This is a genomic window from Endozoicomonas sp. PH6C, from assembly GCF_059322965.1.
Map to the genome: position 1 here is coordinate 3,553,649 of NZ_CP185342.1, position 15,599 is coordinate 3,569,247.

Annotated in this window: 20 protein-coding genes; 16 read left to right on the forward strand and 4 right to left on the reverse strand. The window is 47.0% G+C overall.

Translation table 11 applies throughout. The features are described from left to right. Positions 1-6 precede the first annotated feature (6 nt). The gene (locus ACOMG9_RS13480) at positions 7-624 is read right to left on the reverse strand and encodes a helix-turn-helix domain-containing protein (protein ID WP_494530182.1); all 618 of its coding nucleotides are present in this window, start codon (positions 622-624) and stop codon (positions 7-9) included. A 181-nt stretch (positions 625-805) separates the two neighbouring features. Here ACOMG9_RS13480 and ACOMG9_RS13485 point away from each other — a divergent pair, with 181 nt between their 5' ends. The 10 genes from ACOMG9_RS13485 to ACOMG9_RS13530 all read left to right on the forward strand — a co-directional run bounded on the left by ACOMG9_RS13485 (position 806) and on the right by ACOMG9_RS13530 (position 7,844). After that, entirely contained in the window at positions 806-1,045 is a 240-nt protein-coding gene (locus tag ACOMG9_RS13485) for a helix-turn-helix domain-containing protein (RefSeq protein WP_494530365.1), read from the forward strand. Between the two features lie 38 nt (positions 1,046-1,083). After that, a complete protein-coding gene (locus ACOMG9_RS13490) occupies positions 1,084-3,081 on the forward strand; it encodes an AAA family ATPase (protein WP_494530366.1) in 1,998 nt (665 codons plus the stop codon). A 266-nt stretch (positions 3,082-3,347) separates the two neighbouring features. Beyond that, positions 3,348-3,818 (forward strand): hypothetical protein, encoded by a 471-nt coding sequence (locus ACOMG9_RS13495; protein WP_494530179.1) that lies wholly within the window; start codon positions 3,348-3,350, stop codon positions 3,816-3,818. Further along, on the forward strand, positions 3,815-4,393 hold the full coding sequence (locus tag ACOMG9_RS13500) for a bacteriophage antitermination protein Q (RefSeq protein WP_494530178.1): 579 nt from the start codon (positions 3,815-3,817) through the stop codon (positions 4,391-4,393). Before ACOMG9_RS13495 ends, ACOMG9_RS13500 begins: the two co-directional genes overlap by 4 nt. A 71-nt stretch (positions 4,394-4,464) precedes the next feature. Next, complete coding sequence (locus tag ACOMG9_RS13505; RefSeq protein WP_494530177.1) at positions 4,465-5,022, forward strand: LpoB-related protein; 558 nt, start codon at positions 4,465-4,467, stop codon at positions 5,020-5,022. A 128-nt stretch (positions 5,023-5,150) separates the two neighbouring features. Continuing rightward, a complete protein-coding gene (locus ACOMG9_RS13510; protein WP_494530176.1) occupies positions 5,151-5,426 on the forward strand; it encodes a hypothetical protein in 276 nt (91 codons plus the stop codon). Positions 5,427-5,444: 18 nt separating this feature from the next. Beyond that, positions 5,445-5,870 carry an N-acetylmuramoyl-L-alanine amidase gene (locus ACOMG9_RS13515; protein WP_494530175.1) on the forward strand — a complete coding sequence of 142 codons (426 nt, stop codon included), beginning with the start codon at positions 5,445-5,447 and terminating at the stop codon, positions 5,868-5,870. Continuing rightward, positions 5,867-6,235, forward strand: coding sequence for a 3TM-type holin (locus ACOMG9_RS13520; protein WP_494530174.1), 369 nt, complete (start codon positions 5,867-5,869; stop codon positions 6,233-6,235). The genes ACOMG9_RS13515 and ACOMG9_RS13520 overlap by 4 nt, the downstream gene beginning before the upstream one ends. A 2-nt stretch (positions 6,236-6,237) precedes the next feature. Beyond that, positions 6,238-6,798, forward strand: a complete 561-nt coding sequence (locus tag ACOMG9_RS13525) for a ParB/Srx family N-terminal domain-containing protein (RefSeq protein WP_494530173.1) — start codon at positions 6,238-6,240, stop codon at positions 6,796-6,798. Continuing rightward, complete coding sequence (locus ACOMG9_RS13530) at positions 6,777-7,844, forward strand: GNAT family N-acetyltransferase (protein WP_494530172.1); 1,068 nt, start codon at positions 6,777-6,779, stop codon at positions 7,842-7,844. The genes ACOMG9_RS13525 and ACOMG9_RS13530 overlap by 22 nt, the downstream gene beginning before the upstream one ends. A 193-nt stretch (positions 7,845-8,037) precedes the next feature. Here the strand turns inward: ACOMG9_RS13530 and ACOMG9_RS13535 are convergent, their stop codons facing one another. The 3 genes from ACOMG9_RS13535 to ACOMG9_RS13545 all read right to left on the reverse strand — a co-directional run bounded on the left by ACOMG9_RS13535 (position 8,038) and on the right by ACOMG9_RS13545 (position 9,480). Continuing rightward, positions 8,038-8,352 carry a hypothetical protein gene (locus ACOMG9_RS13535; protein ID WP_494530171.1) on the reverse strand — a complete coding sequence of 105 codons (315 nt, stop codon included), beginning with the start codon at positions 8,350-8,352 and terminating at the stop codon, positions 8,038-8,040. Positions 8,353-8,712: 360 nt separating this feature from the next. After that, on the reverse strand, positions 8,713-9,108 hold the full coding sequence (locus tag ACOMG9_RS13540; RefSeq protein WP_494530170.1) for a hypothetical protein: 396 nt from the start codon (positions 9,106-9,108) through the stop codon (positions 8,713-8,715). Positions 9,109-9,126: 18 nt separating this feature from the next. Continuing rightward, positions 9,127-9,480 (reverse strand): DUF3768 domain-containing protein, encoded by a 354-nt coding sequence (locus ACOMG9_RS13545; RefSeq protein ID WP_494530169.1) that lies wholly within the window; start codon positions 9,478-9,480, stop codon positions 9,127-9,129. Positions 9,481-9,605: 125 nt separating this feature from the next. Between ACOMG9_RS13545 and ACOMG9_RS13550 the strand changes: the two genes are divergently transcribed. From ACOMG9_RS13550 to ACOMG9_RS13575, 6 genes are all read left to right on the forward strand, one after another. Further along, on the forward strand, positions 9,606-10,076 hold the full coding sequence (locus ACOMG9_RS13550) for a hypothetical protein (protein ID WP_494530168.1): 471 nt from the start codon (positions 9,606-9,608) through the stop codon (positions 10,074-10,076). Between the two features lie 119 nt (positions 10,077-10,195). Further along, positions 10,196-10,918 (forward strand): hypothetical protein, encoded by a 723-nt coding sequence (locus ACOMG9_RS13555; protein WP_494530167.1) that lies wholly within the window; start codon positions 10,196-10,198, stop codon positions 10,916-10,918. A 157-nt stretch (positions 10,919-11,075) separates the two neighbouring features. Beyond that, positions 11,076-12,923, forward strand: coding sequence for a phage terminase large subunit family protein (locus tag ACOMG9_RS13560; protein ID WP_494530367.1), 1,848 nt, complete (start codon positions 11,076-11,078; stop codon positions 12,921-12,923). Positions 12,924-12,928: 5 nt separating this feature from the next. Beyond that, the gene (locus tag ACOMG9_RS13565) at positions 12,929-13,129 is read left to right on the forward strand and encodes a phage head-tail joining protein (RefSeq protein WP_066015960.1); all 201 of its coding nucleotides are present in this window, start codon (positions 12,929-12,931) and stop codon (positions 13,127-13,129) included. Positions 13,130-13,131: 2 nt separating this feature from the next. After that, positions 13,132-14,601 carry a phage portal protein gene (locus ACOMG9_RS13570; protein WP_494530368.1) on the forward strand — a complete coding sequence of 490 codons (1,470 nt, stop codon included), beginning with the start codon at positions 13,132-13,134 and terminating at the stop codon, positions 14,599-14,601. Continuing rightward, positions 14,591-15,571, forward strand: coding sequence for a head maturation protease, ClpP-related (locus tag ACOMG9_RS13575; protein ID WP_494530369.1), 981 nt, complete (start codon positions 14,591-14,593; stop codon positions 15,569-15,571). Before ACOMG9_RS13570 ends, ACOMG9_RS13575 begins: the two co-directional genes overlap by 11 nt. Positions 15,572-15,599: the final 28 nt, after the last annotated feature.

Sequence of the window (15,599 nt, forward strand, 5' to 3'; positions counted from 1 at the left end):
TCTGTTTTAGTATTGCTTGACCATAGTAAACGTACCGATCACTGTGCCGTGATACTTCAGGCTTTCTACCTGCAAACGAGGTGAATTGGGGTTGAGGAACACCACGGTATCCTGACCGTTGACCCGTTCATAGATGCCGAGCATGATCTCTTTATCTTCCAATACACAGATATTGCCTTCTTTCATAGGCAGTTTGGGATCAACGTAAATCATACTTCCAGTGGGAAAAGTGGCACCAGAGCGACCTTGACTATCCATGGCACTACCACGCACTTCCAGAGCGTAACTCATTGGGCTGCAAGGAACAGGGCAGAACATCAATGTCGTATTTTCATGGCAGGCATTCTCATCCATCCAGCGGTTAATGGCTTCATAGGACAGCACGGGTACGCCGCGCCCTTCAGGCTTATTAATGTCACTTCCCTTGGCCAGGTACTCTTTGGGAACGTCCAGTGCCGCAGCAATCTTGTACTGAATTTTGGCTACATTGTAATCGGTGTAGTTGCTGGAATCCCCGAGCCAGAGAGAGATGGTGGCGCGGGTAACACCCAGTGCTCTGGACAGGTCCGATTGTGACATTCCTCTTTCTGCCAGTAACTCTTTGGTGCGCTGCTTCCAATTCACGTTTCTTTTCCTTATTGGTTTTGGCAAATATTGACGAACTGTTGTCTATAACCATTATGGGGAAAAAATAGCGCCTTAAACATACTGTATAAATAGCCAATATTTTATTAAACATTTATTGACAATTTAAATAAGCAAATTCAATAATTTGATTTCCATAACTTCCAAAAGGAACCGGAAGATGGTGATCAAACGAGAACCTACCCAACCGAAAACCCCGGGGCAGTTGATCCGGGCCTACCGCCTTGAACGGGGCATCAGCATGGAGCAGATGGCGGAATTCCTCTGCTGCTCAAAAGGCGAACTCTCCCAGATAGAGAATGGTCATAAGTCCATTTCCCGCATGAAGCAGTTGCTCTGGTCCTGCATGGTGCCGCACTGGACGCCTGAGATGCTGCAATCCGTCGAGCCCCACTCATAAACCCCGTATTGCATAACAAATAAAAAGGAACTCATTGTATGGAAGCGAGCTTGCCCAACACCGCAACAGAAGCCTGGAAACTGAACGAAGCCGGTTTATCCATTGTCCCGCTCGGCTCTCCATTTGAAGAACCTCCTGCCTGGTTTGTCGATGGCCGTTGTTCTGGGGATAAAGAGAAAGCAAAAACTGAATGGCCAAAAGCCCCCCGGTTTCGCTGGAAGCAATACCAGGAAGAAGCACCGGATGACAGTGCCATCGAGAACTGGATCAAACTCTACCCACACACCAATTGGGCAGTAATCACCGGATATGGTGTCGTAGTCGTCGATGCAGACAGTGCAGAAGCGGTGCAGTTTATCGAAGAAGGCGCCATTACCCGCACACCATTAAGAGCCATCACCAGTAAAGGCAAGCACTACTACTTTCAGGTCAATTCGGACTATCCCGTTCATAACTCCGTGAGAAAGAACAAAATCGACCTGCGGGGCATTGGCGGTTATGTAGTGGCTCCCGGCAGTACCCATGCTGACGGTACGCTTTATCAGTGGGAAACGGATGGGTATATGGATATAGCCGACCTTCACGATCTGCCTATGCTCTCCCCGGATGATATTGCCACCATCAATGGTTTTAATGGCCAGGCTGCTGAAGAAAAACCAACGGGTAATCTGGGGTTCTCTACTGATCAGTACCCATTGCCACACGACGGGAGTAATCTGGCAGAAGGTCAGGGTCGCAATAATGCCGCCGCCAGTATGGCCGGACAGTTGCTGCGCCAGAATTTCTCTCTCAGGGAAGTGAAGGCAATCCTTGATCAATGGAATCAGTCCAATCATCCACCCTTGTCTGATGCAGAGCTGAATACCACGATTGCCAGCATTTCCCGCACCCATAACAACAATAACCCCGGTTCGTCCATTCTTGTTGAGCCACTGCCCGTTACTAAGCCTGAGTTTGCCTTCAGTCATGTTAAAGAATTGGTCAAGGGCGTGAAGCCGATTAACTGGCTTATCAAGGGCTTTCTGGAAATGGACAGCCTGTCGCTGATGTTTGGTGAGCCTGCCTGCGGTAAATCCTTTTCTGCCATCGATCTGGCGTGCTGCGTTGCCACAGGCAAAGACTGGCATAGCAAGCCGGTCAAACGTCCTGGGCCCGTGTTCTATATCGCAGGGGAAGGCTTTAATGGTCTTTCCCGGCGTTTAATGGCATGGCAGGTATCCCATGGTTACAACCTGCGTAATGCCCCGATTTATATCAGCCAGTGCGCTGCCTCCCTCACGGACCTGGGTAATGCCCGGCTGGTCAGTGCCAGCATTGAGGAAATTGTGGAAGAAACCGGGGGTGTAATTCCCTCCATGATTGTTATTGATACTCTGGCGAGAAACTTCGGCCCTGCTGACGAGAACGCCACCAAGGAGATGAATACCTTTATCAACCACATCGACCAGTTACTTCGGGCCAAGTATCAATGCAACGTGCTGATCGTCCACCATACAGGAGTTGGTAGTAAGGATAGGGCTCGTGGTAACAGTGCTCTCAAAGGTGCACTGGATGCTGAGTATGCAGTGGTGAAATCAGACGACGAAATCACCATTACCGCCAAGAAGATGAAGGATGCAGATGAACCAGACCCCATCAAATTTCTGTTTCACCCTGTCCGGCTGCCCTTCGTAGATGAGGAAGGTGAGCCTCAATACAGCTGTGTTTTAAAGCATTATGACCCGAATATGACAGACGGGTTCAAATCCAAAAATGCCCCTGAAAACCGGATAGGAGAGCGTCAGGTCAAAATTATTGAAGCCCTGAATCGCCTAATTGAAAACGCACAGGAGACTCTTCATAAAAGTGGTCGTGATCCGTTGAATGCTCGGATAGAACTTCAAAACCTCAAGGATGATTGCTATGAGCAAGGTTTTATCTGTTCCAAGCACTGGCGGAGAACCATTGATACGATGATTTACCGGGGCTTTTTAGCGGTTGATGCGCCTTTTGTTACGGTCACTGAAAAGGGGCAGGAGGCAATCAAAAGTGACTAGTCAAACTGATCAAAATCTAACCAAAAAAGTACCCCCTACTGGCATTTTTTAGATGACCTTATATTTTAACCCCCTCCATCCCCCTGGACCCCTTTATTTTCAAGGCCTCCAGGTAGGTTGATGCCTTTAGCCGACCCACACCCCCCACCCCGCTCTCTCCTTTAGGAGAGCGGAGGTAAAAGGGGGAGGGGCGAGGGAAGCATGGCGAAAGCATAAGGGCGGGAGGTTCAAGAGACAATTTCAAGGATAAGAAGAGAAGAAAAGTTATGGACAAAATTATTATAGGAATTGATCCGGGGCTTACGGGAGGTATAGCAGTTCTGGACAGTCAGAATAAGGAACTCATCAAATTGGAAGATATGCCCATTATCCCTGAGGGAGGAAAGAAAAAAGTAAGCGGTCATGGCCTGATGAAAATCATTGGTGGCTATTCCCGGCAACAGGTAGAGATGGTCTATCTGGAAAAAGTAGGAGCAAGACCCGGACAAGGCGTGGTCTCCATGTTCAATTTTGGCCGTTCCTATGGCGCTGTGGAAGCCGCTGTCAGCTTAATGGGTTTTCCTCTGACCTATGTGACTCCCCAGCGTTGGAAACGCTCTGCAGGTCTGATGGGTGCTCACAAGGATGCCTCTCGGGGAAAAGTGTTAGACCTCTATCCAGAGGCCGATGTTCATCGAAAAAAAGACAATGGTCGTGCTGATGCTGTGCTCATTGCCCGATATGGAGACTCAGCATGAAATTCTATTCAGCAAGACAGGCTATTCACGATGCCTATGCCATTCACTTTACCAGCAAAGGGTTTGAGGCTAATCCGTTGGCATTTCGGGCTGGTAGTCAATCGAGCAAGTTGGACAACAACCTGCTGATCTGCAATGCCGTGGAAGCTGGTAAGGTGATAGCGGCAGTGGAAAACCTTGATGAGCCATTTCGTTCCTGGGCAAAGTGGGCGTACGGGCCAAGAACGGAGCACTGGTTACCTGAGCAAAGACGTTTCTTTGAATGGTTGGAGCAGGATGTTACAGAGAAACTGGCGGAGAGTGAGCGGGATTATCGGGAGGCGACACAACAGAAGATCAGAGATGTGGTGGCCTATACCGTTCTGGATTATCGGAGTTATGTGACTAATGGTCGGCATCTCTACCCTGTCAGTTTGGTGATAAAAAAATGTCGGATTTGTCGGCAGAATTGGAGGCGTGATTTCCAAATTTGGCATGAATATTACTGGGCTCTATGCGATAAAGACTTGGATAGAGAAGCTTTAGTTGCTATCAGGCTGGATTCAACCAATAAGCAAAGCTCCATTATCTATTGATGTTGTTATTGAGATGTAACAGTTTAAATCATATATTGGTTCGAATAATTTTAAGCAAGGAAAGGATAACAGTGAAACCAATAAAAATTCTGTTCTTTATGGTATTTTCAGCTCTGATATTGACAGGTTGTGGCTCTACCTCAAAACGAGGTTATACCAATCCTAATTTTTCGCTGTCAGAGGTTGATCGTATTGCAGTCTTGCCGTTTGATGGTGTTCCAGATGCCAATACTGCTGCGGATATGATCGCAATGGTCATAGCAAATAGAGATGTTTTTGATGCTGTAGTTGATCGCGCTCAGACAGGCGCAATTGTTTCTGAACATCGTTTACCTTCAGAATTGCTTGATGAAAATACAATAATTGCCAAGAAGAGATTGATAAATGCTGATGCCCTCTTAAAAGGGAGGGTAACACGCTTTGCACAGGGCGAAGCTCAATTCCCATTAGCCACGCCTACAAAAATAGCAATGTCTCTGAAACTGATTAGTGCTGAAACAGGACAAACAATTTGGACGCAATTATACTCCAAATCTTCAGCTACCAGGGGGGTGTTAGCTCCAAGCGTAGATGAAATGATGATTGACATGGCAGAGGAAATTGCAAACGATTTAGCTGATCTAAAATAGCATTATCTGTAAGTTGAACTTGCCAATGATTACTGAATAGGGCATAGTTTCTCAAAATGCAAAACCTCACCCAGAAATGGCGTGGGGTTTTTTATTGCCCCAATTTTTTCCCTGTGCAGGACGCACTCATGACTGACCTCTCCGACCGTCTGGATCGCATCGATGTGAAGCTGGACAAGCTGAGCGAGGCAGTATCCCAGCTTGCTCGGATTGAAGAGCGTATCGCCCACCAAAACGACAATATGAATCAGCTGGATTCCAAACTGAGTGAGATGGAAGCCCGGATCAGAGCACTGGAACTCCAGGGCAGTTCCCGTGGTGTCCTGTTGGCCGGTATTGAACGACTTGGCTGGTTGGTTGTGTCTGCACTGATTGGCCTGGTGGCCTTCTTTTTCAAAAAATAGCCTTCAGGAAATGAAGCGATGATTCCAAGGACGGAAACTAATTTCATTGTGATTCATTGCTCGGCAACCCGGGCAGATCAGGAAGTCACAGCAGTCGATATCCGACGCTGGCATGTGGAAGAGAATGACTGGCTGGATATCGGCTATCACTGGATTATTGAACGGGATGGCAAGCTTCAGCATGGCAGACATTCTCAGGTTCAGGGTGCTCACGTTCGAGGTCATAACCATGAATCCATTGGTATCTGTATGGTGGGTGGCATCAACCAAAATGGCGAACCGGAAGATAACTTCACATCTGCCCAGTGGTTGATGCTGGAAATGTTGGTTGAATCTTTACAGCTGCGTTATCCAGAGGCTCAGGTCGTTGGCCATTACTATTTCACGCCTTACAAAACTTGCCCGAACTTTGTCGTTGAGCACTGGCTGGAGACTATCAAATGAGCTGGGCTGCTGCTATTCCGGTCTTAAGTAAAGTTATTGAGCGAATCATTCCTGATCCTGACAAAGCGGCCCAAGCTAAAAACCAACTGGTGGATATGGCGGTCAAAGGGGAGCTGGATGAACTGGTTCAGCGTGCCGGGGTTATCAAGGCTGAGGCTCAGGGTGATGGTTGGCTACAACGATCCTGGCGTCCCATTGTGATGCTGGTATTTACTGCCCTGATCGTCGCTCGCTGGCTTGGCTGGTCGGCACCGGATTTATCAGAAGCGGTTGAACTTAAACTGTTCTCTATCGTTCAGTTGGGTATTGGCGGGTATATCGCCAGCCGGGGCATTGAGAAGGTGGCAGACAAAATAAGGCGCTAAGGATGGCAGCGAAAAAATACAAAATGTTGGACCGTAAGGTCAGCGAACTGATTCCGTATATTAACAACTCCCGGGTTCACGATGAAGAGCAGATCATCCAGATTTGTTCGTCTATCAAGGAGTTTGGCTTTACCAATCCAGTGTTGATTGATGAGGAAAATGGTATTATTGCTGGCCATGGTCGTTTGATGGCAGCGAAGAAACTGAATCTCAAAACCGTTCCCTGTATCGTGCTTGCTGGTTTGTCTGAGGCCCAGAAGAAGGCTTACGTCATAGCGGATAATTCCATAGCTCTGAACTCAAGCTGGAATATGGACGTACTATCCAGGGAAGTCGAAGCCCTGCAAGCGGAAGACTTTGATCTGAATCTGCTCGGTTTTAAAGACGATTTTATAGTAACGCTCTTTGATGATCCTGCCCCTGAACCAGAGCAGAAACCCAATGGTGAGGAATACACCGAAATCTTCAATATCCTGGTAGAGTGTGACAACGAAGTCCATCAGCAGGAAATCTACGACGAACTGACACAAAAGGGACTGAAATGCCGAGTTCAAAGTTTGTAGTGGAGTCCGCTATCAAGCCTTCTTTCCGCACTGAGAAAGTCAAAGGGATGTTTGATATTGATATGCAGTCCGTCAAAAAGGAGTTTGACGTTGATATTCCCATTGAGGACAAACCGTGGAATATCGGCCTGATCGTTGGTGCCAGTGGTTCCGGTAAGACGACCATTGCCAGAGAAGTCTTCAAGGACTTTGAACTGTTCTCAGGGTTTGACTGGTCAGATCGCTCCGTAGTGGATGATTTCAGTGAGGACCTGAGCGCCAAGCAAATTACCGAATCTCTAAGCAAAGTGGGTTTTTCTTCGCCCCCGGATTGGCTGAAGCCGTTTGCGGTACTCTCCAACGGCCAGAAGATGCGAGCCGAACTTGCCAGGCTAATATTGGAATCCGATAAGCCCGTCATCTACGACGAGTTCACTTCGGTGGTGGATCGACAGGTGGCCAAGATCGGCAGTGCTGCTATCCAGAAGTTTATCCGAAAGGAGGACAAGCAGTTCATTGCGGTCAGCTGTCATTACGACATTGTGGAGTGGTTGCAACCGGATTGGGTCTATGACTGCAACAAGCATACCTTCAAACGGAGGCGTCTTCGGCGACCCGAAATCCGCATCGATGTCCGCAAAGCCGACCAATCAGAGTGGCCATTATTTAGGCCATTTCACTATCTGAGCAGTGTTCACAATCGTTCTGCCCATAAATACATTGCTGAAATTAACGGTGAACCTGTGGGTTGGTGCAGCGTCTTGCACTTTCCTCATCCGAGCAATAAGAAGCTGAAACGACTGCACAGAACGGTGGTATTGCCCGATTATCAGGGCCTGGGGATTGGCTTTCAGTTGCGCTGCTATATCTGCGAGTTGTACCGGAAACAGGGTTACAAGGTGAATACCGTCACCACGTCGCCTGCCTTGATCCATGCCATGAACAAATCGGACCGTTGGATAATGACTCGCAAGCCGGGGCGAGTCGGCATGCCTGCCCAGTCGATATTAAGCAAGCACTCGTTTGATCGGTTGACCTGTTCATTTCAATATGTGGGTAAAGATTAAACATCATATAGGCTCGTTACTACGTCGATCTGGCGGGTCATTCGATCATCGCAATAGGGTACATAATCAATATTGAAAACGTCGAATGGTGACGATTTACCGGTGTTTAGTGATGTTCCGATAGTGCAGGAATAATCATCAAACTCAAAAAAGCAGGCATTATCGCCTGCTTCGTTATAGGTTGATTGGTTGATTAAATGCGGAATACCTCCTCATCCTTTTTGCCTCCGTTTTTAAAGCATTCAGACAGATCATCAACAGCGGATTTCAAAGCGCTGGTAATGGCGGTAGATTGGGCTTCGGTGTACTCATATTTGTCATCGTTGGCCAATGATGAAATGGATTTCAATATCCGAAGAGCTTTGGGTACACGGATGTTTGCCAGTTCAGCAAACTTTTCAGAGTCGGACTTTTTAGTTTTCTTTTCAGTGCTTTTATTAGCCATGGTTTTATCTCCTTTTGCGTTCTTTTTATCAGTAGTTTTAGCGGTATTTTTATTAGTAGCCATGATGTTTCTCCTTTGCGTTGTTTAATGTTTTTACACTTTAACTATGGGTGATCTGCCGTATATCTCAAACTTTATTCTGCTTTTTAAATCTCTCTATATGGTTGATATAACAATGTTTTTTTCAGTAGGTAACGGCTTTCAAACTGTCAAATTAAAAACAACGTGGGTCCCTGCAATGTTTAACTTTTTGCGGGTACGAACGGGCGCGGTTTTTCGTTAGTGGCAAGTCTGAAAACGAGGTATACCCTTGGTATACTTTTTGGCATTAACCTGCTGATAATTAACAAGAAATCCCGGTTTTAAAAATGGCGCAACAGGTATACTTTTTTGTTCGAACTGGCGCCATCCGTGGCGTTTGAGTTACTGTCGTTTCTCCAGCCATTGCTGAATCGTTAACTCTCTGGGAAGGCGCTGCTTAAGCCAGTCATCAATTAGCTGTTCTAACAGATTTCTGAATTGGCTTTCATCAGGAAAATCCCAGGGCTCAAATTCCGGGTGCTGCTCACACAAGGCAATCCAGAGTTGAGCGGCCAGCATTTCAGAGACTTCATAATCAAATACTCCGGGAAAGCCTTCTTCGTCATTTTTTGATTGTTCGATCTCACTGATGATCTGGCTATAACGGCAAAGGTTATAAATCAGTTCCAGCTCCCCATCCCCAAACAATTCTGCCGGTGTGCGGGTCTGGTCACTTAATTGATCCAGAATTCCGGCACAGGAATAGTAATGAGTGATCAATTGGGCTTCATTATTCATGGTTGTTTTTCTTCGTCGTTAATAATCGATGGCCAGCATAATGGTCAGCACCCGGATGGTTTTGGTTAAATCCGAAGCATCTTCAGAGCCGTGTTCCATATCCGGGGCGTAATAATCAAATTTTGCAATGATCCACTCATTTTCGAATTTGAAGCGGAAACAGTCGTGCTCGCCATAGGGATCATTCTGCTCATTGAACTGATTAAATTCGGCAATGGCTTTCAGCAAACCGACTTTGTTTTCAATGGTATGTTGCAGGTTAGCGGTCATCATGATTTCAAACCGGCAATTGATCAGAGCAAGACTGTTTTTTACCTCCAGATTCACCAGTGACTTTCGCACTGCATCATTTAACGTGGCAATTTCGTTCATAAGTACATCCTTTATTGATTCATTTTTTGTTGTCGCAGTAGCTCTATAGGGGATGGCCACGATAAGTCGAGAAAATTTAAGATGAATGCCCATATTGAATGAGATGGCTGTAGGTATGACTTCCCATGGCACTGATTTCACAAGCGGAATTTGCCAGACAGCAAGGCTTTACCAAAGGCTATGTCACCAAGCTGATCAAAAAAGGGATTGTGAAACTGAAAAATGGCAAGGTGGATTCAGTGCAGGCACAGCAGGCCATGAAAGCCAATGCTGATCCAGTAACGCTTATCCGTTCCGATCAATCCACCGACCTTGCACCCACACAACCAGGAGCCGTTGACTTTGTGACTGCCCGCACTATGCGGGAAGCGTTCAAAGCCAAGATGGCTAAGCTGGAGTATGAGGAAAAAAGTGGCACCCTGACTGATGCAGCAAAGGTAAAGCAGGATGCTTTCAAGGCGGGGCGGATTATAAGGGATGGACTGCTGGCCATTCCTGATCGAATGGCGGATGTGCTTGCGGCAGAGGATGATCCAAGAAAAGTCGGGGAGCTACTTCAGGAAGAGTTGGAAGCGATACTCAATGAACTCACTTGATGACAAGGTAATAAAGCTTATTAAGAAAGACCTCAGATTTATGGAAGTAAAACAAGGAAAAACGAATAACTCATAAGTATGTCTATACTTAGAAAAAAATCAAGTCAAGGGCTGTATATATGCCGGTTAATCAGATTCGAACTGCAGACAATAGTAAATTACAGGAAATAAACCCCGATAATTTTGATCCAAAATCACCTGCCCAAAATGGAGAAGCTGAACGACTGGCATTTTCTAGGACCGTGAAAGCCCATGATGGCGATAAACAAGTCAAGCATAATAAGTCACTTGAAATATTTGAAAATACAACTAAAGCTGTTTCAATTAGAGATTATTCCCAAATTAATACTTATTTAAAAAAACACTCACCACCTTTTAAAACGTGCTCTAATGCTGCTGTTGTTTGTTCATATCTGGAAAATAAATTGCCAATTTCCGATGAGGAAATGCATGCAATATCTACTAATAACTTGCGCAGTGAAGCACGAATGAGGAAGCAGCTAAGCAATCACTTCAAAGTGTCAAGAGTTTTATTTGATTCTGAAAAAAGTACTGAAGAAAACATCAATTCAATCAAAGGTGACTGTGGTTTAATTGTCAGATACACCCACAACGATATAGCACATACAGAATTCATTAGTGCTGACAGGTCTTTAGTTTCAACTGCTTTAGAGTGGGGTAAAAACCACGAGAGAAAGTCATATATTACTACACCTGCAAACAAAAATGCTTGGTACAATATGTGTAGAGGTAGAGGGTATTTTAATGGAGATAAGTGGATAAAATTTGATCGACTTTACGAAGGTGTTGGAATTGAAATATTTAAGTTAGAAATGAAATGAATATGAAATATTTTTGTGTGAACAGAATGCATTTATCTCAAGGCTTTTTATTATTATTTTTGTTGCAACAAAATACTATTAATTAGTTGTTAAAGTTGTAAGGATTCATATAGCGACTTTCTGTTGCGTCTGATTTTTCAAAAAAATTAAATACTCTATGAACAGCCCCTATCTTTCAGGCTTTTTTGCTGGTTTAAAACCAGACACTCGCCTGAGCGTTTCCGAGTGGGCTGACCAGAAACGAATTCTTCCTGCCAAAGCCACCAAAGAAGCAGGTCGCTGGCGAACTTCCCGCACACCGTATCTGAAAGAGATCATGGATTGCCTGTCGCCATCGTCGCCTGTTGAGCAGGTGGTATTTATGAAAGGTGCCCAGGTAGGCGGCACTGAATGTGGCAATAACTGGCTGGGCTATGTGATTGACCATACGCCGGGTCCCATGATGTATGTGCTGCCCACGCTGGATATGGCAAAGCGAACCTCCAAGCAGCGCATTGCTCCGATGATCGATGAAATGCCTGATCTTCGGGAGAAGGTAAAAGATCCACGGAGCCGTGACAGTGGCAATACATTGCTGACCAAAGAGTTTCCCAATGGTGTGCTGATCTTTACCGGAGCCAACTCAGCGGCAGGGTTGCGCTCGATGCCCGCCCGTTTTCTCTTCATGGATGAGGTAGATGCCTACGACGATGATGTGGATGGCGAAGGCAGTCCTATCAATCTGGCGATCAAGCGAACAGCCACTTTTAGCCGTAACCGTAAGATATTGATGGTCAGTACGCCCAATATTGCAGAAACCAGCAAGATTGAAGCGGCTTATGAAAGCAGTGATAAACGACGCTATCTGGTTCCCTGCAATAGCTGTGGACACTACCAACCGATCGTCTGGGCTCAGATCATCTTTGATAACCATGATCCGGCAACCACTCGGTTTGAGTGTGTGCAGTGTGGCCACAAGCATTATGAAAAAGACAAACCCAAACTGCTCACTAATGGCCATTGGCAGGCTGAAACTGAAAAGAGTAGCAAGGTAGCCGGTTTTCACCTGAGTTCGCTCTACAGCCCTAATGGCTGGTACAGCTGGCAAAATGCAGTAGAGGACTTTCTCGCCGCCAAAAGTAACCCGGTACAGTTCAAGGACTGGACCAATACTGTTCTCGGTGAGACATGGACGGAAAGAGGTGAAACGGTAGAACATACCTTGCTCTACCAGCGAAGGGAACATTACCCGGCAGAGTTGCCTTGGTGGGTGGAGATACTGACGGTTGGCTGTGATGTCCAGGATGACCGCTTTGAGTTTGAAGTGACGGGTTGGGGAGCTGGAGAGGAAAGCTGGTCTATTGATTATGTCCGTTTATACGGTGACTTATCCCGTCAGCCAATATGGGATGCCCTGACGGATATGCTGCACAAAACTTACACCCGGCAGGATGGCATCAAAATGAATGTAGCTCAGGTCTGCATTGACTCTGGTGGTCACTACACCGATGAGGTGTATGCTTTCTGTCGTAAGCAAGGAGCCGATTGGGCAATTCCAGTTAAGGGTTCATCTCAGGCTGGCAAACCTATCGCCACATTTCCCAAAACCAAAAACAAGAAAGGGGTCTACCTGACATTGGTCGGCACCGATACTGCGAAAGAGCTTATCTATCAGCGTTACCGAGTTTTAGAGCCCGGACAGGGTTACTGTCACTGGCCAGTCAAGGATTGCTTTGATGAAGATTATTTCAAACAGGCCACTGCAGAAGAAAAGATAAAGAAGTACCGGCTCGGTGTGCCCTATTTTAGTTGGGATGCCAAGAACCGTAGAAACGAAGCACTGGATTGTAGAGTCTATTCGCTGGCAGCAATCCGTATCCTCCAGCAGCACCGAGGCATCAACCTGGAATTGCTCGCCAAAGGCCGACCAGCACCAGAAGACACCCCTGATCCTGAATTAGAAGAAACCAGCAATAAGCCAAAAGCAGTTCGTCGTTCGTCCCGCAGTTCCTACCTTCAGAGATAACCCCCATGATTACTGAGGCAGAATATCAGGCCCTGAAACGGGCAGTGCTCTTGCGTGAGACCCGTACTGTGGAATTTGAAGGCCGCCGGGTGGAGTACAGCAGCTTCGCCGAAATGGAAAGGCGATTGCAAGCCATTGAGCGTGAATTGATTAAACAACAGAAACGCCCAAAGCAATACGGCATCTATTCATCCAAGGGAGTTTGAGCATGGGATTGCTCACCAACCTTTTTCGTCGTTTCAAAAACTCAGCCTACACCGCCGCAGGCATGGGACGACGAGCCAAAAGCTGGTATGCACCAGGGCTTTCTGCAAATACCGCACTCACTGCTGATCTGTCCAAACTGATTAACCGTTCCCGGGCAGCAATCCGCAATGACCCCTGGGCCAGCAGTGGTTTGGAAAAGCTGGTCAGTAATGTGGTTGGTCGTGGCATTACACCTAAATCTCTGCTGGACGACGATGGTTTACGGGAACAGCTGCAAAACCTGTTTCTGCAGTGGTCGGATGAATCGGATGCTGATGGTTTGCTAAGTTTCACCGGACAGCAATCGCTGATTACTCGCGCCATGTTTGAAGGTGGTGAGTGTTTTGTCAGGCTTCGTCCCCGAAGGCCAGAAGATGGGCTATCCGTTCCCTTGCAACTTCAGGTGCTGGAATCCGAGTTTGTCCCCATCAGCTATAACGAGACATTAGACAATAGCAATGTGATTAAGGCCGGGATTGAGTTCAATAAGTTGGGTCAGCGGGTGGCTTACTACTTTCACCGGGAGCATCCAGCTGAGTTTGCTTTTGACAGCACCAAGCTGGCCAGGGTGAAGGCCGAAAATGTGCTTCATATATTTGAAGCCCTGCGTCCGGGACAATTGAGAGGTCAGCCATTGCTGACTCAGGTATTAGTCAGACTCTATCACCTGGATAAATTTGATGATGCCACGCTATTACGACAGGAAATAGCCAACCTGTTCACCGGCTTTATTAAGAAACCATCGCCAGAACAAGACCCTATTGATCCTCTGACTGGCAAGCCGTTGGTCTTTGGCGACAATGGTCTGCCCATGGTGGCAATGGAACCTGGAACCATGCAAGAACTGGCACCGGGTGAAGAGGTCGAATTCAATAACCCACCGGGTACCGCCGCAGACTACCCCAATTTTATGAAACAGCAGTTAATGGCGATTGCCGCAGGTATCGGACTGCCCTATGAGCTGCTTTCTGGCGATATGGCTGGAGTCAGTGATCGGGCGCTGCGCCTGATCATCAACGAGTTCCGTCGTCGCATCCAGCAGATTCAGCATAACCAGATCATTTTTCAGTTCTGCCGGCCAGTCTGGAATCGCTGGCTGGATATGGCGGTGCTTAATGGCACAGTCTCCATTCCTGACTATGGCAATCAACCAAGAAACTATCGTCGTGTGAAATGGATCGCCCATGGCTGGCCGTATATGCATCCAGTTCAGGATATGCAGGCACAGAAAATGGCAGTGCGCTCTGGTTTTAAGTCCCGTTCCGAAGTGGTCAGCGAGCTGGGTTTTGACAGTGAGCAAATGGATGGCGAAATTGCCGCTGATAATCGCCGGGCAGATGGCCATTCATTAAGATACGACAGCGATGGCCGTGACCCGGAAAACAATAAAGCTTCCAATCAACCAGAAAAGGATGACAGGGATGAGTCATAGTCGACAGTGGTACACCTTTAAGAATGAAGCGAATCAGACACCAGAGCTGTTTATCTTTGATGATATTGATGACTGGTACGGCGTTTCGGCACAGAGTGTGGTGGATCAAATCCGCAATCTGGATGCCACAGAGATCAATGTCCGCCTAAATAGTCGGGGCGGCATGGTGTTTGAAGGTATTGCCATCTATAACGCTCTGCGCCTGCACAAAGCCAATATCCATGTCACCATCGAAGGGCTGGCGGCCAGCATTGCCAGTGTCATTGCCATGGCCGGAGATACGATCACCATCGCTGAGAATGCCATGATGATGATCCATAACCCCTATGGCTGGGCGCAGGGCGACGCGGAAGCCATGCGAAAAACCGCCGATGTTATGGATAAGATCGCCGACAGTATTGCAGTCTCTTACACTGCCCGAACCGGGAAAACCATTGAGGAAATGAAAGCCCTGATGGATAGCGAGACTTGGTACACGGCGACTGAAGCAATGGCCGCTGGCTTGGTTGATCAGATGGATACTCCCATCAAGGCTGCTGCCCGGTTTGATGTTTCCATGTTCAGTAATGCACCAGACAGCTATGGACTAGCTCAAGGTCAGACAGAATCAGTTAAGTCGCAACCTCAACTTGATTCTGTGGCTATTGCAGATCTTTGCAGTCGGGCTGGTTATCCAGAAAAAACCTCTGCAATTCTTAAAGCGTCACTGTCGGAAGATGAAGTCAAGGTTCGACTCGCCAGCTATGACCAGATTAAGAACCTCTGTCAGACAGCAGGCTTCCCGGATAAAGCTGCGGATTTCATAAGAGACGACCTCTCAGTATTCGACGTTCAAAATACCCTGTTTGAACTAGTGACCGCTGAAGATGACCCGATCAATACAGCCCTTACCCCACAACAGCAGGGCTTAAAGCAAACCACTGTCGCTATTGATACGCAGGCTATTTACAGCCGACGCAACAGAGCATAACCCCTCCATATAAATCCTCAAAAAAGGA